The following is a 21,162-nucleotide window of genomic DNA, read 5'->3' on the forward strand; positions in this document are numbered from 1 at the left end:
TAGAGAGATAAAGGGTGAGTGTGTATGATTAATGCAGTAGTTATTGCAGTTATTTTAATGATTATTTTATGTTTATGCAGATTAAATGTCGTGATTAGTTTATTTATTAGTTCCTTAGTGGGTGGACTCATTTCAGGTATGAGTTTGAATAAAGTCATCAGCGTATTTGGTAAAAATATTGTCGATGGTTCAGAAGTCGCTTTAAGCTATGCATTACTCGGCGGTTTTGCAGCGCTTATTTCATATAGTGGCATTACGGATTATTTAGTTAATAAAATCATACGCGCAATTCACTCTGAAAATAGCCGATTATCTAGGATTAAAGTTAAAGTCATTATTATAGTGGCACTTTTAATGATGAGCATCATGAGCCAAAACTTAATCCCAGTACATATCGCATTTATACCTATCGTTATTCCACCACTTTTAAGTCTCTTTAATGATTTGAAAATGGACAGACGTTTAATTGGTTTGGTCATTGGTTTCGGTTTATGTTGGCCATATGTCTTACTTCCATACGGTTTCGGACAAATATTCCACCAAATTATTCAAAACGGATTTGATAAAGCACATCACCCAATCGAATTTAATATGATATGGAAAGCGATGCTTATTCCTTCATTAGGCTATATTGTTGGTTTAGTATTGGGCATATTCTATTTCCGTAAACCTCGTGAATATAAATCAGAACCTTATTCTGAAAAGGAAGAGGCCATTCCAGCCATTCGACCATATGTATTAGTAGTTACCGTAGTAGCTATTTTAGCAACATTTTTAGTACAAACTTTTACAGATTCAATGATCTTTGGCGCATTAGCTGGGGTACTGGTCTTCTTTATTTCAGGTGTATACAAATGGAATGAATTAGATAGTCAGTTTGTTGAAGGTATTAAGATTATGTCATTTATTGGCGTCGTGATTCTTTCGGCAAACGGCTTTGCCGGTGTGATGAATGCGACGGGAGATATTCAAAAATTAGTCTCAAGTTTAACCGAAATTACAAATGGACATAAATTAATTAGTATCATTGTAATGTATCTTGTTGGGCTAGTAGTGACATTGGGAATAGGATCATCTTTTGCGACGATTCCTATCATCGCAACGTTATTCATCCCACTTGGTGTCTCAATTGGTTTAGATACGATGGCGCTTATTGCACTAGTAGGTACAGCCAGTGCCCTAGGAGATTCAGGTTCTCCAGCAAGTGATTCCACATTAGGTCCAACTGCCGGTTTAGATGTAGATGGTCAACACGATCATATTCGAGATACATGTATACCTAACTTTGTGTTTTATAACGTACCGTTAATTATCTTTGGTACAATTGCAACGATGATATTATAATAATCATGAGGTGAAATACGTGACCAATTTACTAGAAACCTTTGAGATGAAGATAGAAGATACCGAGAAAGGTAAAGTTGTCATTTCGATGCCAGTCACTGATAAAGTGAAACAACCATTTGGTTATTTACACGGTGGGGCAACTATCGCATTAGGAGAAACAGCGTGTTCAATCGGGGCTGCAAATCTAATCGATACTCAACAATTTATTCCTTTAGGCTTAGAAATGAACGCAAATCATATCCATTCAGTTAAAGAAGGTCGTATTATAGCTACTGCGACCATTATTCATCAAGGTAAGACTACACAAGTATGGAATATTGAAATTAAAAGCGAACAAGATGAATTAATTAGTATTATGAGAGGGACAGTAGGCATTAAGCCCTTAAAAAAAAATAAGCGGTTTTTTAAATGAGCAAGGATAGAAATTACATTAAATTTCTGTCCTCGCTCTTTTCTTTTAGGATTATGCTGAGTCGCGTTTACTATTATGCAATCTTTGATAAGCTTGATGAATTCTTAATGAAGCCTCTTTGCCACCCATAATATTTCTAGCAAACGGCCCAAGTTCTAAATCTGCCAAGCCGCCCGCTACAAAGAGTTGAGGAAGCCATTCTAATTCTGAACTTATGTCCGGCAAGCCACATGATGTTAAAGGTGCCTGCTCATGTTTAATGAGTGACTGTATCATTGATTGTTTTAAAAATGTAGGTTCAAACCCAGTTGCCAGTAAAATATAATCATACGTTACCTTCTGATTTTCAGTCATAATGGAGTGGTCCTCAATAGAGGTGATTGTCTCTTTATGAATCACTAAACGTCCAGATTGAACATGCTTTTTCAAGCGCAAATATAGTTCTTGAGGCATAGAACCTTTATGTCTTTCTTTTGAAAGAATTTCAAATTTTTCATCTGCAGATTTAGTATTTAAGAATGAAGTCATATTTTTAGGTCCAAGCCAGCCAGGATCGGCATCGAAGTGATGAATGGCTATATCTTTATTCATCCATAAATGTACCACTTTATCTTGAGATCGATTCAATAACTTCAATGTTAAATGAGCCGCCGAAATGCCGCTACCCACAACATGAGATGCCTTATCATACATAGTAGCATCGAAATTCTCATTGAAAATGTGGCATACATCCTCCTTATGATGATATAAATCAGGAATGTAAGGTTTATGATTACAACCTTGTGCGAGTACAACACAATCAGTTTGAAGCTCTTGAGCGTCAGATAAAGTAATAGACCAACCATGATTATGTTGCGTCAATTCCTTGACGTAGCCTTGAACATGACAAGCGTTAAGATGATAATGATGCACTTGTTCATGTACGTGATGCATAAACATATCTGTTTGAGGACGTTGATAACGTCCGTATGTTGCATTTGTATATTGTTGCACTTTAGCGAATTGCTTTAAGTGGAATGGATTAGGATGAATATGATGTACAATAGGTGAGCGTAAAAACGGCATGCTAATCCTATGCGTAAAGTCATTAAATTGTTCACATAAAGAATTGTAAGGGTCGATAATAGTTAATTGTTCAACAGGAAGACCTGCTTCACGTAATTTTAGTGCGATGGTCGTACCTTGAATGCCACCACCAATAATAGTCCAATGCATAAAAACACTTCTTTCTTATAAAACGTAATTATTACGATTTATAATAACATGTTTTTAACTTAAAGCCAATATAAAGTTACACATAATCAATGTAGTATTGTGGGCGAGACTCTAAAAGAAAGGGCTCAGTGGCTAAGTTTGGCAGTAGTTGTCTGAAATGAAGTTGCGTTCGAGCCTCACTTTCTTCATTTCTAGTCAACCTTGCCGGGGCGGGACAACGAAATCTTAGAAATTATATTAGATTTCTGTCGCCGCTCCCCCCAGGGAAATGCGAGCGAAACAATACGAAGTATTGATAAAAAGAAAAGCGTAGAGGTGAATTCATATTTGAAATACCTCTACGCCTATATGGAGATTTAGCTCTTGTTATTATTAAAGAGAAACTAAATTATATTTTCTTATCCTTAAATTCGTCTTTAAATTCATCTATTTTCGTATCTTTAGTATAAGGTGTTCTATTATTATACGAAGCTCTCATAATTAAATGACTTGAAAGTGGACCAGTGATTAAGATAAATACAATACCTAATATCAACTGCATATTAATATAACCCTCTGTACCAATAAAGTATAAGAACGTTCCAAATAATAGAAAGATTGCACCTAGTGTAGCAGATTTACCAGCAGCATGACCACGTGAATAAATATCTTTTAAGCGAATAATACCAATGGCTGTCACGGCACTTATTAAAGCACCTAAGATAACAAAGATAAGCGCTAAACTAATGATGATGTTTGCTATCACGTTCCATCACCTTACCTTTATCCATATATTTTGAAAAGACCGCTGTGCCTAAAAACGCTAAAATACCAATTAATAATATAGCAACAAGTAGATATTGCGCGCCTATAAATATACTATATAAAGCGATACATGCCATTAATTGTAAACCTATCGCATCAAGCGCTAATATACGGTCTGCTAAAGAGGGGCCTTTGATAATGCGAATGAACATTGCCAACATTGATATTACAACAATAATTAAAGCAATAATAATAATTATTTTTACCATCAGTCTTCGCCCACCTCTCTAACTACTTTTTCAAGTGAAGATTTAATACCTTCAACTTCTTCCTCTTTAGTACTAAAATCAATTGAATGGATATAAATCTTTGTTCTGTCATCACTTATCCCAAGTACTACTGTTCCAGGCGTAAGTGTAATTAAATTAGATAATAATACAATTTGCCAATCAGTCTTTAAATCCGTGTCATAAATAAAGAAACCAGGTTGATTTTTCAATGTAGGTTGTAAGACGATTTTTAACACATCGATGTTGGCTTTAATTAATTCGATGAAAAAGACTACGATAAGTTTAACGATCTTGTACACTTTGATTAAATAAAATCTGCCAGGTAAGACTCTATTAAATAAGTAGACCAAACCTATCCCTAAGATAAATCCTAATAAAAGGTTATTTAAGGTATAGCTACCACTTAAGAATATCCATATAAAAGCTAATATAAAATTTAAAATGATTTGAATGGCCATGATTACTTACCTCCTAATACGCTTTTAATATAAAAGCTAGGATCATAGAAAGATTTAGCTGCTTCAGAAACAAGTGGATAGAGTAAATCGGCAGATAAACCGAATAATACTGTAATGACTACTGCTGCAATAGAAATAGTCGTAGCATGTGTAACATTTACTTTGCGTTGTACGTCATATCCTTTTGGCTCTCCGAAAAAGCCTTTTAAGAAAATACGAATAACTGAATACAATACTACTAAACTTGAAAGTAAGACAATCACGCCACTTACATAAAAGCCCTTTTCAAAAGTAGCCTGTACAATATAATACTTACCGTAAAAACCACTCAATGGCGGGATACCGGCTAAACTTAAGGCAGCTATAAAGAATGACCAACCAAGGACTGGGTACGTTTTAATGAGTCCACCGAATTCTTTAAGGTTAGTGGATTTAGTAATTTGATACATCACACCAATTAATAGGAATAGGGAAGTCTTCACTAACATATCGTGGAGCGTATAATAAATTGCCCCTATAATACCCGCTTCATTCATCATTGCGACACCGACTAAAATTACGCCGACAGCAATCATAATATTGTAAATGATGATTTTTTTAGTGTCGTAATAGGCGATGGCTCCGATTGAACCAAAGATAATCGTTAATAATGCTAAGAATAAAATTGTGTAGTGTGAAAAACTCATCGTATCGTTGAAGAATAGACTCGACGTTCTTAAAATCGCGTAGACACCCACTTTTGTAAGTAATGCGCCGAAGAAAGCGATAATAGCAAAAGGTGGGGCATAGTATGAACCAGGTAACCAAACGTACATAGGGAAGGCACCAGCTTTAGTTGCAAACACAAAGATGAAAAGAATAAATACTATGCTTAAAAGTCCACCATGTGTACTAGATAGACTAGTCAATTTCTCACTAATATCAGCCATGTTAAGCGTGCCAACGATTGAATATAAAATCGCTACTGCAATAACAAAGCATGTAGATGTCACAATATTGACGAGTAGATATTTTACCGTTTCACGTAGTTGAATATGTGTGCCACCTAGTACTAGTAAGGCGTATGAAGACATTAAGAATACTTCAAAGAATACGAACAGGTTAAAGATATCTCCAGTTGTAAACGCACCAATAATACCCACTAACATAAACGTTATTGAAAAGTGGAAGTAATAGCGTTCTCTATCAATTCCAGCAGTCGTAATCGAATAGGCAGTAATAAGTATTGTGATAATAATGCTTGTTACGATTAACATGGCACTAAAACTATCAAGTAAAAAGATAATGCCATATGGTGCTGGCCAAGAACCTAATTCGACTTTCAATGGGCCATCGACCACTACGTTTCTTAAATTGATGATGGCAACTACTAAGGTAAGGGCGAGGCCTATCAATGTGACATAGCGTTTAATTCGATAACGTTGTCCTAAAAATATAAGGATAATAGCAGTAATAATCGGCACTACTAATGTCAGAACAACTAAATTAGTTTCTATCATCATTAGGCACTCCCTTCATCTGTTCTACGTTGTCTGTACCTAATTCTTTATAGGTTCTAAAAGCCAAGACTAAGAAGAAAGCTGTTGTTGCAAAGGCAATAACAATAGCTGTAAGTATTAATGCATGTGGGATAGGATCAACATATTGAGAGATGCCTTTTTCATAAATTGGCATTTCACCATGTTTTAATCCGCCCATTGTAATTAAAAATAAATTTGATGCATGTGTAATTAAAGTCGTCCCCATAACAATTCGTATCAAACTTTTAGATAAAACGAGATAGACACTGATTGCTGTGAGAATGCCACATACAAATATCATAATTATTTCCACTATTCGTTCTCTCCAATCGCTAAAATAATTGTCATAATCGTACCAACTACTGCGCATAAAACACCAAAGTCAAAGAACATAGGCGTATTCATATGAACAGGTTGGAGTAGGGGCAACGGAATATTGAACTCTGTATGAGTAAAGAATTGGCTGCCGTAGAACCAACTTGCAATAGGTGTACCGACGCAGAATAATAAGCCAATACCAATTAGAATTTTAAAATCCCAAGGGAAGACTTTGCGCATCGTTTTAATATCAAACGCTATTGCAATAATGGTTAACGCACAAGATAAAAGTAACCCTCCTACGAAACCTCCGCCAGGCGTATAGTGACCGGCGAAGAATAAAGAAATACCAAATAAGGCGATTAAAAAGGCGATAATAACAGCGGCATATTGAAACATTAAATTATTGTTCTGTCTGTTCATCACGCTTCACCTCACTTGTTTTATGTTTACGACGTAGTTTAATCATTGTATAGACGCCTAATCCGGCAATACCTAATACAGATGATTCGAACAACGTATCCATACCACGGAAGTCTACAAGGATAACGTTGACCATATTTTTACCATGAGCTAAGTCGTAAACGTGATCTTTATAATATTCTCCAATAGAAGTAAAATGTCTGTTGCCATAAGCAATTAAGCCTAAGATAATGACGACTAATCCTACACCAATTGAAATCACTGCGTTCGTTAGTTTAAATGAAGTCTTTTCATTATAGCGATTTAGGTTTGGTAAATAGTAGAAACATAATAAGAATAATCCAGTCGAGATTGATTCAACTACGAACTGTGTTAAGGCTAAGTCAGGTGCTTTAAAGAATACAAAGAGCACTGACACCGTATATCCGACTACACCAAGCATGATGATGCTGAATAAACGAGATTTAGCAATCACTACCATAAATGCTGCTACCACGAGTAAGACTAAGATGACAATTTCGTAGAGATGTATCGTATTGATATCTTTAAAATCAAAGCTGAAAGGCACGCTTAATAGTGTGACAGCAGTGACTATAATTAGCATGCCGAAGATAATAACTAAACTATCTCTAACATATCCATTGACGTAACTATTCGTCATATTTGCTGAGTATGATGGGAGCCATTTTCCGGCTGAGTCATACCAATGGTTAAATGTAAGGCGTGTAGGTTGCGCTTGTAATAAGCGAATCCAGTAGCCAAATGTTAACAATAATATAATTCCTATAATCCAAATCATTAATGTTGAAATGAATGCAGGCGTAATACCATGGAATAGGTGGAATTCTGCATGTACATTTGTCGCTCCACTAATTGCTGTTGTCGCTGGCTCAATAATAGATTGTGTTAGTAACCCAGGGAATAACCCAAAGATAATAACGAGTGCAGCTAAGATGATTGGAGAGATTAACATTAATATTGAAGCTTCATGTGTCTTTTTAGGTAGAGCATCGGGTTGATGTTTTCCGAAAAATATATGTAAGACGAATTTAATCGAATATACAAATGTAAAGATACTACCTACAATAGCTAAAATTGGGAAGATAATCCCTAATGTATTGAGACTAAAAAGATTTGCGTGAGATGCTTCAATCATGGCTTCTAAGAATTTTTCTTTAGATAAGAAACCGTTAAAAGGCGGTACACCAGCCATGCTCAATGCTGTGATAACAGTGATTGTAAATGAAATTGGCATGATAGTAAGTAAGCCACCAAGTTTTTTCACATCACGCGTACCAGTCGCATGGTCAACCGCACCAGTTACCATAAATAGAGCACCTTTGAATGTCGCATGGTTAACTAAATGGAAGACTGCGGCAGTAAACCCAGCTATATATAATTGACTTTGTTGACCTTCAAAATGATAGCTAACTGCACCAATACCTAGCATAGACATAATCATACCGAGTTGTGACACAGTAGAGAATGCCAAGATACCTTTTAAGTCTTGTTGCTTAGTCGCATTGAATGATGCCCAGAAGAGGGTGATTAAACCGACTAGAGTAATTGTCCAAATCCATCCTTGCGAAATAGCAAATAAAGGCGTCACACGTGCCACTAAATATAATCCCGCTTTGACCATTGTTGCTGAATGTAAATAGGCACTAACGGGCGTAGGTGCTTCCATCGCGTCGGGCAACCAAATATAGAATGGTACTTGTGCAGATTTAGTGAATGCACCTAACATGATTAATATCATGGCAAACGTGAAGTAAGGACTATGCTGTATTTTAGACGCATTGTCTATTAAATGATGCACACTCATTGAATCGCCTGCTAATGATATAAGGATAAAGCCACCTAATAAGCTTAAGCCCCCAAATACAGTGATAATAAGTGACTTTTGCGCACCATAAATTGATGCTTGTTTTTCTCGCCAAAATGAGATGAGTAAGAAACTTGAAAATGAAGTTAATTCCCAAAACAAATAAAGCATAATTAAATTATCTGAGAGTACAACTCCCAACATTGCACCCATGAAAAGTAATAAATAACAGTAAAAGTTTCCGAGTTGTTCAGACTTACTAAGGTAGCCTACAGAGTATAATACGACGAGGCTCCCAATACCTGTAATAAGTAAACTGAATAACACGCTTAAGCCATCGAGATATAAATCAAAATTCATACCGATATGAGGCATCCAATTCAAAGTTTTTATTACTGTATTACCTGATTGAGTAGTTGAAATATGAGTTAAGAAATAAATAAATAAGACAACAGGAATAGGTAATACAAACCAACCTAAATGAATCTTCTTAAAGAATCGATAAAGGATTGGAATAATGAGTGCGAATATTAGCGGTAAGAGTACCGCAATATGTAACAAACTCACTATGTTGGCCTCCTTTAAAAATATTTATGGCATACATTATACATGAATCATATTATTCTGAAAAACGTCAATCATGCTTGTAGACAGTGATTTTCCAGAACTTATTAAATAAGAAGAAACACGTTAAAAATGCCTAGAAAAATTTTTGTTTATATTGAATTGAGTAATCGTTTTTTAAGTTTTCTAAATTATTTAAAGCATATTTGGCAAATTCTGTATCTTGTTGTTTTAAATCATTTTCCATTTGCGTAATAGCTTGTTGTAATGAGTCTTCATATTTCATTTCTTCAACATTAAACTCACGAAGTTTTGAACGCGTAGCATAACGCTTTTCATAATGACTTAACGCACGTCTTTCATGAAAGAACACGCCTTCTACTTTGCCAGGATTATGTAAATCACCTTGTTTAGGGTGTTTAATCACTTGTTCCACTTGGACTAACACTTGGTTGTCATTTTCTTCTTTAATACTTACACCATACGTGCCTGTCTTGTGTGAGAATCGATATAACATGCTATATTACTTCCTTTCAAATATGTTAAGATGTATCTATATCATCATAACATGAATGGAGAATCTAAATGACTAACTATCCACAGTTAACTAAAGAAATACAAGACAACGAAATTAAAGTTGTTATGCATACAAATAAAGGCGATATGACATTCAAATTATTCCCAGATATCGCTCCTAAAACAGTTGAAAATTTTGTGACACATGCGAAAAATGGCTATTACGATGGCATTACGTTCCATCGTGTCATCAATGACTTTATGATTCAAGGTGGCGACCCAACTGCAACAGGTATGGGCGGCGAAAGTATCTATGGTGAATCATTTGAAGATGAGTTCTCATTAGAAGCGTTTAACTTATATGGCGCTTTATCAATGGCCAATGCTGGTCCTAACACTAACGGATCACAATTCTTCGTCGTTCAAATGAAAGAAGTACCAGAAACGATGTTAAATCAATTAGAAGATGGCGGTTGGCCAAAACCAATTGCTGAAGCTTATGCTGAAAAGGGCGGTACACCTTGGTTAGATCAAAAACATACTGTATTTGGTCAATTAATTGAAGGCGAAACAACTCTAGAAGATATTGCTAACACTAAAGTAGGCGCTCAAGACAAACCAGTTCATGATGTTGTCATCGAATCAATCGACGTTGAAGAAAAATAAGTGTAAGTTTAGCCAATAGCGTTAGACAGTCAACATATAAATATTCATTTTATTTCATCCTAAAATGATGTCATGTTAAGTACATTAACTGTCATGAATCATTTTAGGTTTTTTTATTGAAAATGATTACAAACTGAAAACGAGTAAATATGGATATTAGCGCATGTGAAAGATGCAATTTTGTATAATCAATCAACTTCTTAAAATATAATAAATGCGAACTTTTAATTTTAAAATTATTCATAAAATATTAAATTTCTGAAAAATAATAGAGTTTTCTCGTTTTATGATTAGTCCAAGTTTGTGATTTATGCTATTATTATTATGTTAAGAAATCGAAATAAGGGGTTATCAAGTTGAATAATCACTATAAAGAAGGTCAGCATATTAAAGTGCGTGTGACTGGAATTCAACCGTATGGCGCTTTTGTTGAGACCCCTGACCATACTGAAGGACTAATCCACATTTCAGAAATCATGGATGATTATGTCCATAACCTAAAAAAATTTCTATCAGAAGGGCAAATTGTTAAAGCGAAGATTTTATCAATTGACGATGAAGGAAAACTTAATTTGTCACTTAAAGATAATGATTACTTTAAGAACTACGAACGAAAAAAAGAAAAGCAGTCAGTATTAGATGAAATTAAAGAAACAGAAAAGTATGGGTTTCAAACACTCGAAGAACGCCTACCGGTCTGGATTAAGCAGTCTAAACGTGCGATTCGTAATAATTAATTGACTGTCAACACGCTTAGCTAACATTACTTATCAACAGTAGTGTTAGCTTTTTTATATTGGAAGAAACTATATTTTATGAATGATTTTTTTATTTTCGGGAAGAAAGGGTTTAGTAGTAAGGCACATATAAGCATATAATTAGAGGATAATTATTTCTCCATGCTATAGTGTGTGCATGATTAAGAAGGAGAGAATAGTTATGAATAATAAATATGAGAAGTTATTTGAAACTGTTACATTACCTAACGGCGTTGAACTAAGAAATCGTTTCGTATTAGCGCCACTTACCCACGTATCATCAAATGACGATGGTACAATTTCTGATGTAGAAATTCCATATATTGAAAAGCGTTCTAAAGACGTTGGCTTAGCTATTAACGCTGCAAGTAACGTTAACGACATTGGGAAAGCTTTTCCAGGTCAACCATCAGTAGCACATGATTCAGATTTAGAAGGTTTAAAACGTTTAGCTACTGCAATGAAGAAAAATGGTGCCAAAGCGTTAGTACAAATTCACCACGGTGGTGCGCAAGCTTTACCTAATTTAACACCAAATGGCGATGTTGTTGCCCCAAGTCCTATTTCTTTAAAAAGCTTCGGACAACAGGAAGAACACCAAGCTAGAGAGATTACGCCAGAAGAAATTGAACAAACAATTAAAGACTTTGGTGAAGCAACACGTCGTGTGATTGAAGCGGGCTTTGACGGCGTGGAAATCCACGGTGCTAACCATTATCTTATTCATCAGTTCGTATCTCCTTATTACAATAGAAGAAATGATGAATGGGCAGATCACATGAAATTCCCAACAGCTGTTATCGATGAAGTTCTAAAAGCTAAAGAACAACATACGAATAATGACTTTATCGTAGGTTATAGACTTTCTCCTGAAGAAGCGGAATCACCAGGAATATCAATGGAAATCACTGAACAATTAGTGAATACTATCACTGAAAAAGCGATAGATTATATTCACATTTCACTTGGTGATATTCACTCTGAAACACGTGAAGGTAAATATGCAGGTCAAGAGCGCTTGAAATTAATTCATGAATGGACTAATGGACGTGTGCCAGTTATAGGTATTGGCTCAGTATTTACTGCTGACGATGCATTAGATGCAGTTGAGACAACAGGTATTGAACTTGTGGCTCTAGGTCGTGAAATCTTATTAGATTATAATTTTGTGAGCAAAATTAAAGAAGGTAACGAAGACGAAATTATCTCATACTTCGATCCAAAACGTGAAGACAACCATGAATTACCACCAAATTTATGGAAACAATTCAATGAAGGATTCTATCCATTACCACGTAAAGATGAAGACACAGATAGTAAATCTTAATATTTAGGTGAAGAATTTACCATATATAAGAAAATGAGAGAGGTCGAGGCATATTCAATATGTCGCGACCTCTCTCATCTTAATAGATTTTATGATACTAACTTAAACTTTGCGATATCGTTTTAAGCCAATAATATTTAATATTATAAATACTACAATAAAAACTAAAAGGATGAGTAAATCGATGAATATATGAGTCCAACCTTGACCTTTTATCATTATATTGGTCAATGCATTTCCGGCATAACGAACTGGGAAGAGGTAACCAATATTACTTAACCAAGAAGCCATATTATCTAATGGGAAAATACCTGAGAAAAAGACTTGTGGGATGGCCACAATAGGTATAAATTGAACCATTTGAAATTCTGAATTAGCAAATGTAGAGATAAATATTCCCATCACAAGTGCAATAATTGCTAATAATATATTGATTAATAATACATACCATAAACTACCTGCTAAGTTAACGTTTAATAAATAAATTGAAAATAGAACGATAATAAGTGTTTGGATAATTGCGAATAAACCATATCCAATTAAATAGCCAAACACAATTTCACTACGTCTAATTGATGTAGATAACAAACGCTCTAGTGTTCCGCTTGTCCGTTCTCTAAGTAAAGCGATTCCTGATACTAAGAATACAAATAAGAATACGAAAAAGCCCATTAATATAGGGAACATTTTATCGAAGTAAGTACTATCAGCATCTCCATATAAATAATGATTATCTAAAGTGAGCGTCTCATTCTTGTTGTTTTGTGTTGCTTGAGGCATTTTTTCAATTACTTTTTTAATATCGGTCACTTTATTTTTTTGAATACTTTGAGCAAGCATTTGTTTTATCGCACTAGATTTACTAGGATCTTCATTCGTATAAGTAACGTAAAGTTTTTGTTCTTGTTGATATACAAAAGCATCCAAATCGTTATGTTCTATTTTTGATTTAATATGATTATGTGACTTGTAATGTGACAATACAATATGATCTTTATTAATATTTTCGATAATATCTGAAGAAATTGAATCTGAGATGCCAATTTTTAAATCATTATCTTCATTTCCGTTAAATATAAAATGCATGAGTGTTAAGACTAAGAGCGGTGCGAGAAACATAAGCGCTAGCGTTCTTTTATCACGTAATAATTCAGTAATTACACGTTTTACAATAGCAAGGACTTTCATTAATGTTTAACCTCCTCAACTTTTATAAATACTTCTTCTATTGTGTCTACATTAAATTTTTGTTTAAGTTCCTTAGGAGTACCGATTGTGAATAATTGACCATTTACAATAAGACCGACTCTGTCGCAACGTTCCGCTTCGTCCATAACATGTGTCGTTACTATCACGCTTTTGCCTTCATTTGTAAGTGATTTCAATTGTCCCCAGACTTGTTTACGCAGTTTTGGATCAATACCAACTGTAGGTTCATCTAAGATGATTAAATCAGGATTTGAAATCAAGGTGATTGCTAGAGATAATCGACGTTTCATCCCTCCTGAAAATGAAGCAACTTTTTTATCTAATGCATTTTCTAAATTAACCACCTTAATACATGATTCAATACTACGTGTTAAGTGGTCTTTTTTTAGTCCAGCTAATTTTCCAAAAAATAAAAGGTTCTCTTTAGCAGTCAGTGATTCATATAATGCATCTGTTTGTCCCATATAACCAATGCGGTTTAGAACCTTGCGATTAGGCATGTTTTGATCAAATACTTGAGTGTTACCAGAATTTAATTTTTCCATTCCTAATAAACATTTAATCGTAGTTGTTTTACCAGAGCCACTTGGACCAATTAGTCCTAAAAGCTCTCCTTCATAAATTTCAAGATTAATTTTATTTAGTACTGTATGTTTATCATAAGTTTTTATAGCGTCTGTTAAATTAGCTACAACATTAACCATATTTTAACCTCCTTATTTGACAGTGTGTTCAATTACTGTATATTCAATATAAATCATTTTTCGAAAAGAATTTAAAAGAACTTAATAAAAATTGACACAAAGCATATGAATGTTTAATAAAATTATAAGGAGGAGTAAAGGTGAACGAGTATGAATTTGTGATAGATAAACGTATATATAATACATATAAAAAAATTGAAACAGGAATGATTGCTCTATTAAAAGAAAAATCATATGCAGATATAAATGTAAAAGAAATTTGTGCTGCAAGTGGGGTTAGTAGGGGGACGTTCTATAAACATTATAAAGATAAAGATGATTTCTTATATCAATATCAAAAAGAAAAAATGCGACTCGGCAAAAAAGTGATGCTTAAAGGAAATATAGAGAAACGACTACAATTTTTTGAGAAAATATTAAATTTTTGGCAAGAAGAAGCAGAACTTTTACTATTATTGCTTGGAGATGTAGGTGCATTTATAACGCATAATGCAATTAAAAAGAACTTACAAGCTAATATTGAAGTACAATTAATCCCAATTCTTGATACGAATTTACTTACGAATAAAGAAAAATATTTTATGCTTATATTCCTCAGTAATGCGATATTTAGCGTAATTCAAGATTGGGTGCAACGGGGAAGAATAGAATCTTCACAAGAAATAGCTACAATTATCGATAAAATAATTAACACGGTGTTCATTAAGGAATAAGTTGGATTGGTGGGCATTTTAATTAAATAATTAAATAGCTTTCAAACGGAGAACTTTCACCTCTTTTAATTATCGGAAAATTTTTATTATTTTCACTTGTAAAATATTAGCGTAATGTGTCATTATATCTGTAAGGGCTTTCATTTAGATATACAAGTCAACGAAAGCCGATAACGTATGGCCACTAGTTTTAATATAATTTTAAGCAAAGGGGAGATATTATGACTAAGTCAGAACAAATCATTGAATTAACAAACCATTATGGAGCACGTAACTATGTACCTCTACCAATCGTGGTAGCAGAAGCAGAAGGTATTTGGGTAACTGATCCAGAAGGTAATAAATATATGGATATGTTATCAGCATATTCAGCAGTAAACCAAGGTCACCGTCATCCTAAAATTATCCAAGCATTAAAAGATCAAGCGGATAAAGTGACATTGGTATCACGCGCATTCCACAGTGATAACTTAGGTGAATGGTATGAAAAAATCTGCAAATTAGCAGGTAAAGACAAAGCATTACCAATGAATACGGGAGCTGAAGCGGTAGAAACTGCATTAAAAGCTGCACGTCGTTGGGCATATGATGTCAAAGGTCTTGAACCAAATAAAGCTGAAATTATTGCTTTAAATGGCAACTTCCATGGACGTACAATGGCGCCCGTGTCATTATCATCTGAAGCGGAATATCAACGTGGCTATGGCCCATTACTTGATGGCTTCCGCAAAGTTGACTTTGGAGACGTAGAGCAATTAAAAGAAGCTATTAATGAAAATACAGCAGCTATCTTAGTTGAGCCTATTCAAGGTGAAGCAGGCATCAACATTCCACCAGAAGGCTATTTAAAAACTATTAGAGAACTATGTGATGAACATAATGTGCTATTTATTGCCGATGAAATTCAAGCTGGTTTAGGCCGTTCAGGTAAATTATTCGCAACTGATTGGGATAACGTTAAACCAGATATTTATATTTTAGGAAAAGCACTCGGCGGAGGCGTTTTACCAATTTCAGTAGTCTTAGCCGATAATGAAGTGTTAGATGTCTTCACACCAGGCTCACATGGTTCAACATTTGGTGGTAACCCATTAGCATGCGCAGTATCAATCGCTGCATTAGATGTTATTATCGATGAAGATTTACCAGGACGTTCACAAGAACTAGGTGAATACTTTAAATCTGAATTACAAAAAATTAATCACCCAGCAATTAAAGAAGTTCGTGGTCGCGGTCTCTTTATTGGTGTGGAATTACATGAAAGTGCAAGACCATTCTGTGAAGCTTTAAAAGAAAAAGGCTTATTATGTAAAGAAACACACGATACAGTGATTCGTTTTGCACCTCCTTTAGTTATTTCTAAAGAAGAATTAGACGATGCATTAGACAGAATTAGAAGCGTATTTGAATAAGTTCAAAAAGTTGTAACATTCATTTTGAAAACCCTTTAAAAAGCAAAGACATGTGTTACAATATGTATGAAAGCGAAATCATTTGTTAAAAAAGAGGCGAAAGTGATCATGACTGAGAATAATAATTTAGTGACTTCTACACAAAGTATTATTAAAGAAGCATTACACAAATTGGGATTTGACGATGGTATGTATGATTTAATCAAAGAACCATTAAGATTCTTACAAGTTCGCATCCCAGTGCGTATGGATGACGGAACAGTTAAAACATTTACTGGCTATCGTGCACAACATAACGATGCAGTAGGTCCTACTAAGGGTGGGGTTCGTTTCCATCCAGAAGTAGATGAAGAAGAAGTTAAAGCATTATCTATGTGGATGACTTTAAAATGCGGTATCGTTAACTTACCATACGGTGGTGGTAAAGGTGGTATCGTATGTGACCCACGTCAAATGAGTATTCATGAAGTAGAACGTTTATCACGTGGCTACGTGCGTGCAATTTCTCAATTCGTAGGGCCAACTAAAGATATTCCAGCACCAGATGTATTTACAAACTCTCAAATTATGGCTTGGATGATGGACGAATATAGTGCATTAGATAAATTTAACTCACCAGGCTTTATTACAGGTAAGCCAATCGTATTAGGTGGTTCACAAGGACGTGACCGTTCAACTGCGCTAGGTGTAGTTATCGCAATTGAACAAGCCGCTAAACGTAGAGGTAAAGAAATTAAAGGTTCTCGTGTAGTTATCCAAGGCTTTGGTAACGCAGGTAGTTTCCTTGCTAAATTCTTATACGATATGGGTGCAAAAGTAGTTGGTATTTCTGATGCATACGGCGCATTACATGATCCAGAAGGTTTAGATATCGATTACTTATTAGATCGTCGTGATAGCTTCGGTACGGTAACAAACTTATTTGATGAAACAATTTCTAATAAAGAATTGTTCGAATTAGATTGTGATATCTTAGTACCAGCAGCGATTTCTAACCAAATCACTGAAGATAATGCACATGAAATTAAAGCAGATATCGTAGTTGAAGCCGCTAATGGACCAACAACACCTGCTGCAACACGTATTTTAACTGAACGTGGCATTTTATTAGTACCAGACGTATTAGCAAGTGCGGGTGGCGTAACTGTTTCTTACTTCGAATGGGTACAAAATAACCAAGGTTATTATTGGTCAGAAGAAGAAGTAAACGAAAAATTACGTGAAAAATTAGTAGATGCGTTTGATACGATTTACGAATTAGCACAAAATAGAAAAATTGATATGAGATTAGCAGCCTACATTGTTGGTATTAAACGTACTGCTGAAGCAGCACGTTACCGTGGTTGGGCATAAGATATAGTTAGTAGTAGGAGAGCGACAAAAACTAATGTAATTAAAAAGATTTTGTCGACCTCGCATAGTAAAAAGGATTGAGACATTTTATATAGTGTCTCAATCCTTTTTTGATTTTGAAAAAAGAGCGGAACAGAAATCTAATGTAATTTCGAAGATTTCATTGTCCCGCTCCGGCGAGGTTGAGTAGAAATGAAGAAAGCGAGGCTTGAACGCATTTTCATCTCAGTCAATTACTGCCAAAATTAAGCCATTTTTTATATTAATGTCTCAATCACGCATAAAGTATATAAAGTCATTTCAAATTGGTCCTAGAGATAATATAGTTACTATTAGACCTAAAAATTACTGAAAAACAGTAGAATAGCAACTATAACTAAAATAGCACCTACTAAAAACTTTCTTCCCATTAAATAAGCAATTCCACTTAGACATAGTAAAATTGACATCACTATTGAGGCTCCGTGATATAAATCGTTACCCACTATTCCAGAAAACCTTAAAATTAATATGATGAAACATAAAATAATTAGAGAGACTACTGAAATTTGAATAATATTAAAATGTTTATCCTTCAAGATGCTCACCCCTTACTTTTTCAACATATTATACTTATATTTATCACTCTTTGAAGAAAGTAAACTAATTGGGCGTATGATATGGAATAGTGAAGTAATAACTATTTATAAAATTTCATTTTTTAAATACACCAAACCCCTATGCACACTACTAGAGTATGATAGGGGTTTTGGTTACTTATCTTGTAAGATTTGTTCTGCTACTTCTAGTTGGTGTCGTACTGCATCCTGACCAGTGGAACCGTAGCTCTTTCTACGATTCAGACAATTTTCAGGTTTTAAATAATCATAGACATCTGTATCAATTTGCTCGTTTAATTCTTGATAACGCTCAAGTGGTACATCTAATAAATAAATACCTTGTTGAATACATTCGAAGACAATTTTACCAACGATTTCATGTGCTTTTCTGAATGGAACATTTTTAGCAACTAAATAATCTGCCAACTCAGTCGCATTTGAAAAGTCTTGATGTACCGTTTCATTTAAACGATTTGTATTAACAGTCAATGTATCTAACATACCTTCAAATATGCGTAATGAACCTTTAACCGTACGTACAGAATCGAATAAACCTTCTTTGTCTTCTTGTAAATCTTTATTATATGCGAGTGGTAAGCCCTTCAATGTCATAAGCATGCTCATCAAATGACCAGTCGTGCGTCCGACTTTACCACGAATCAATTCAGCCATATCTGGATTCTTTTTCTGTGGCATAATCGATGAGCCTGTAGAGAACGCATCAGATAAAGTGATGAATTTAGCTTCATCAGTAGACCAAAAGATAATTTCTTCTGCAAAACGTGATAAATGTATCATTGTAAGTGAAATATTATGCAATGTTTCGATAATATAATCACGGTCACTCACAGCATCTAAACTATTTTCATAAATATAATCAAATTCTAGAAGTTGTTGTGTCTCATGACGATCGATAGGGTGCGTTGTACCGCTAAGAGCTGCTGCACCTAAAGGTGAAATATTGATTCGTTTCATACTATTTTCAAAACGAGAATAGTCACGTTCAAGCATCCAGAAATACGTCATAATGTGATGCGCAAAGGAAATAGGTTGCGCACGTTGAAGGTGTGTATAACCTGGCATAATTGTATCAACGTGAGATTGCGCAAGTTCCAAAATTGAGGCTTGGAATGAACGTATTAAAGTTTGAATTTCTTGAACTTCTTTTTTTACGTATAAATGCAAATCAGTCGCTACTTGGTCATTTCTACTACGGCCTGTATGCAATTTACCACCTGCATCACCGATACGTTGAATCAGTTCATGTTCAATATTTAAATGAATATCTTCAAGGGATTTTTTGAATTCTAACTTATTATTATGAAAATCTTGTTGTATTGCTTTTAAGCCATCAATGATAGCATCTTTATCGTCGTTATTAATGATATGTTGGTGCGCTAACATTGTGGCATGGGCAATACTGCCTTGAATATCTTCATCTAACAACGTTTGGTCGAATTCGATGGATGCGTTAAATTCGTCCACCCAGTCTTCAGGTTGCTGTTGAAAACGACCTCCCCATGCTTTATCACTCATTACTATAACCTCCGTGTAATTGTGCATTTACTTGAGTAGGTAATCCGTAAATATCAATAAATCCTACTGCAGCTGATTGATTAAATGCATCTTCTTTTGTATACGTTGCTAATTTTTCATCATATAACGTATATGGAGATTTTCTACCATTTACAATAGCGTTACCTTTGAATAATTTAACTCTTACGTCACCTTCGACGTGTTTTTGTGTACTATCAATAAATAGTTTTAAGCTATCTGTTAAAGGTGAGAACCATAAACCATTATATGTTTGTTCGGCAAATTGTTTTTCAATAACTGGTTTAAAGTGCGCAATATCTTTAGTTAGCGTTAATGTTTCTAAAGCTTTATGCGCTTTTAGAATAACTTCGGCACCAGGTGTTTCATAGATTTCACGAGATTTAATACCTACGAGACGATTTTCAACATGGTCAATACGTCCAATGCCATGTTTACCAGCTAATTCATTTAACGTTAAGATCAATTGGTCTAAGTCATAATCTTTGTTGTTAAGTTGTACTGGTATACCTTCTTTAAATGAAAGAATAATTTCATCTGGCGTATCTGGTGTATCTTCTAATTCAGCAGTTAAATCATATGCATCTTTAGGAGGCGCTGCGTATGGATCTTCTAAGATACCACATTCGTTGGCACGGCCCCATAAGTTTTGGTCGATTGAATATGGAGAGTCGTGATTAATACCTACAGGGATATTGTGTTTAAGTGCGTAATCAATTTCTTCTTCACGACTCCAGCCCCATTCTCTTACTGGTGCAAATGCTTTAAGTGTAGGATTTAATGCTTTGATTGCAACTTCGAAACGTACTTGGTCGTTACCTTTACCAGTACAACCGTGTGCAATACCAATAGAATTCGTTTTTTCAGCAATTTCGACTAATTTTTTAGCGATAAGAGGACGTGATAATGCTGAAACGAGTGGGTAGCTATTTTCATACATTAAATTACCTTTAATAGCGTAACTTACATAATCATCACTAAATTCTTTTGTAGCATCGATAATATGACATTCAACTGCGCCCATATCTAATGCTTTTGAATGAACGACATCTAAGTCTTTACCTTCACCTACATCTAAACAAACAGCTACGACATCGTAACCTTTATCAATAAGCCATTTAACGGCTACACTTGTGTCTAATCCACCTGAATATGCTAATACGATTTTCTCCTTCATATTGTCACCTCATTGTTTTTTCTGAAAATTATTATAAATTCATACTAACAGATATATA

At 34.6% G+C, this 21,162-nt stretch carries 21 protein-coding genes; 8 read left to right on the forward strand and 13 right to left on the reverse strand.

Going from position 1 to position 21,162, the window contains the following annotated elements:
• Positions 1-24 precede the first annotated feature (24 nt).
• Positions 25-1,344, forward strand: a complete 1,320-nt coding sequence (locus HS848_RS01630) for a Na+/H+ antiporter family protein (RefSeq protein ID WP_107507427.1) — start codon at positions 25-27, stop codon at positions 1,342-1,344.
• A gap of 19 nt (positions 1,345-1,363) precedes the next feature.
• Positions 1,364-1,759 carry a PaaI family thioesterase gene (locus HS848_RS01635; protein ID WP_198611027.1) on the forward strand — a complete coding sequence of 132 codons (396 nt, stop codon included), beginning with the start codon at positions 1,364-1,366 and terminating at the stop codon, positions 1,757-1,759.
• A gap of 51 nt (positions 1,760-1,810) precedes the next feature.
• On the opposite strand, the gene HS848_RS01640 is transcribed toward HS848_RS01635, so the two are convergent.
• The 9 genes from HS848_RS01640 to kapB form a co-directional block, all read right to left on the reverse strand.
• On the reverse strand, positions 1,811-2,974 hold the full coding sequence (locus HS848_RS01640; protein WP_198611028.1) for an NAD(P)-binding domain-containing protein: 1,164 nt from the start codon (positions 2,972-2,974) through the stop codon (positions 1,811-1,813).
• A gap of 388 nt (positions 2,975-3,362) precedes the next feature.
• Complete coding sequence (locus HS848_RS01645; protein WP_107507430.1) at positions 3,363-3,719, reverse strand: Na+/H+ antiporter subunit G1; 357 nt, start codon at positions 3,717-3,719, stop codon at positions 3,363-3,365.
• The gene (locus HS848_RS01650; protein WP_103166389.1) at positions 3,697-3,987 is read right to left on the reverse strand and encodes a Na(+)/H(+) antiporter subunit F1; all 291 of its coding nucleotides are present in this window, start codon (positions 3,985-3,987) and stop codon (positions 3,697-3,699) included. The genes HS848_RS01645 and HS848_RS01650 overlap by 23 nt, the downstream gene beginning before the upstream one ends.
• Complete coding sequence (locus tag HS848_RS01655; protein WP_198611029.1) at positions 3,987-4,466, reverse strand: Na+/H+ antiporter subunit E; 480 nt, start codon at positions 4,464-4,466, stop codon at positions 3,987-3,989. Before HS848_RS01655 ends, HS848_RS01650 begins: the two co-directional genes overlap by 1 nt.
• A gap of 2 nt (positions 4,467-4,468) precedes the next feature.
• A complete protein-coding gene (locus HS848_RS01660) occupies positions 4,469-5,965 on the reverse strand; it encodes a Na+/H+ antiporter subunit D (protein ID WP_198611030.1) in 1,497 nt (498 codons plus the stop codon).
• The gene (gene mnhC1 / locus HS848_RS01665) at positions 5,952-6,299 is read right to left on the reverse strand and encodes a Na+/H+ antiporter Mnh1 subunit C (RefSeq protein WP_103166386.1); all 348 of its coding nucleotides are present in this window, start codon (positions 6,297-6,299) and stop codon (positions 5,952-5,954) included. The genes HS848_RS01660 and mnhC1 overlap by 14 nt, the downstream gene beginning before the upstream one ends.
• Positions 6,299-6,727 carry a Na(+)/H(+) antiporter subunit B gene (locus tag HS848_RS01670; RefSeq protein WP_107507434.1) on the reverse strand — a complete coding sequence of 143 codons (429 nt, stop codon included), beginning with the start codon at positions 6,725-6,727 and terminating at the stop codon, positions 6,299-6,301. The genes mnhC1 and HS848_RS01670 overlap by 1 nt, the downstream gene beginning before the upstream one ends.
• Complete coding sequence (locus tag HS848_RS01675; RefSeq protein WP_198611031.1) at positions 6,708-9,119, reverse strand: Na+/H+ antiporter subunit A; 2,412 nt, start codon at positions 9,117-9,119, stop codon at positions 6,708-6,710. The genes HS848_RS01670 and HS848_RS01675 overlap by 20 nt, the downstream gene beginning before the upstream one ends.
• Before the next feature lie 133 nt (positions 9,120-9,252).
• A complete protein-coding gene (gene kapB / locus HS848_RS01680; protein ID WP_107507436.1) occupies positions 9,253-9,633 on the reverse strand; it encodes a sporulation phosphorelay system protein KapB in 381 nt (126 codons plus the stop codon).
• Positions 9,634-9,701: 68 nt separating this feature from the next.
• On the opposite strand from kapB, the gene HS848_RS01685 reads away from it, so the two are divergent.
• From HS848_RS01685 to HS848_RS01695, 3 genes are all read left to right on the forward strand, one after another.
• Positions 9,702-10,298, forward strand: coding sequence for a peptidylprolyl isomerase (locus tag HS848_RS01685; RefSeq protein WP_103166382.1), 597 nt, complete (start codon positions 9,702-9,704; stop codon positions 10,296-10,298).
• Positions 10,299-10,654: 356 nt separating this feature from the next.
• Positions 10,655-11,035 (forward strand): S1 domain-containing post-transcriptional regulator Ygs, encoded by a 381-nt coding sequence (ygs, locus tag HS848_RS01690; RefSeq protein ID WP_011276262.1) that lies wholly within the window; start codon positions 10,655-10,657, stop codon positions 11,033-11,035.
• Between the two features lie 202 nt (positions 11,036-11,237).
• Positions 11,238-12,383: an NADH-dependent flavin oxidoreductase gene (locus HS848_RS01695; RefSeq protein ID WP_198611032.1), complete on the forward strand. Its 1,146-nt coding sequence runs from the start codon at positions 11,238-11,240 to the stop codon at positions 12,381-12,383.
• A 102-nt stretch (positions 12,384-12,485) separates the two neighbouring features.
• On the opposite strand, the gene HS848_RS01700 is transcribed toward HS848_RS01695, so the two are convergent.
• Together HS848_RS01700 and HS848_RS01705 are read right to left on the reverse strand one after the other, a co-directional pair.
• Positions 12,486-13,571 carry an ABC transporter permease gene (locus HS848_RS01700; protein WP_198611033.1) on the reverse strand — a complete coding sequence of 362 codons (1,086 nt, stop codon included), beginning with the start codon at positions 13,569-13,571 and terminating at the stop codon, positions 12,486-12,488.
• Complete coding sequence (locus tag HS848_RS01705; protein WP_198611034.1) at positions 13,571-14,296, reverse strand: ABC transporter ATP-binding protein; 726 nt, start codon at positions 14,294-14,296, stop codon at positions 13,571-13,573. Before HS848_RS01705 ends, HS848_RS01700 begins: the two co-directional genes overlap by 1 nt.
• 206 nt (positions 14,297-14,502) lie before the next feature.
• On the opposite strand from HS848_RS01705, the gene HS848_RS01710 reads away from it, so the two are divergent.
• From HS848_RS01710 to HS848_RS01720, 3 genes are all read left to right on the forward strand, one after another.
• Positions 14,503-15,009 (forward strand): TetR/AcrR family transcriptional regulator, encoded by a 507-nt coding sequence (locus HS848_RS01710; protein WP_198611673.1) that lies wholly within the window; start codon positions 14,503-14,505, stop codon positions 15,007-15,009.
• Positions 15,010-15,230: 221 nt separating this feature from the next.
• Positions 15,231-16,421, forward strand: coding sequence for an ornithine--oxo-acid transaminase (locus tag HS848_RS01715; RefSeq protein WP_198611035.1), 1,191 nt, complete (start codon positions 15,231-15,233; stop codon positions 16,419-16,421).
• Positions 16,422-16,529: 108 nt separating this feature from the next.
• Positions 16,530-17,774: a Glu/Leu/Phe/Val family dehydrogenase gene (locus HS848_RS01720; protein ID WP_107507462.1), complete on the forward strand. Its 1,245-nt coding sequence runs from the start codon at positions 16,530-16,532 to the stop codon at positions 17,772-17,774.
• Between the two features lie 752 nt (positions 17,775-18,526).
• On the opposite strand, the gene argH is transcribed toward HS848_RS01720, so the two are convergent.
• Both argH and HS848_RS01730 read right to left on the reverse strand, forming a co-directional pair.
• Complete coding sequence (gene argH, locus HS848_RS01725; RefSeq protein WP_198611036.1) at positions 18,527-19,909, reverse strand: argininosuccinate lyase; 1,383 nt, start codon at positions 19,907-19,909, stop codon at positions 18,527-18,529.
• Positions 19,902-21,104, reverse strand: a complete 1,203-nt coding sequence (locus tag HS848_RS01730) for an argininosuccinate synthase (protein ID WP_107507447.1) — start codon at positions 21,102-21,104, stop codon at positions 19,902-19,904. The genes argH and HS848_RS01730 overlap by 8 nt, the downstream gene beginning before the upstream one ends.
• Positions 21,105-21,162 lie beyond the last annotated feature (58 nt).

Source organism: Staphylococcus caledonicus (assembly GCF_016238465.1).
In the GTDB taxonomy this organism is placed as follows: Bacteria; Bacillota; Bacilli; order Staphylococcales; family Staphylococcaceae; genus Staphylococcus; species Staphylococcus caledonicus.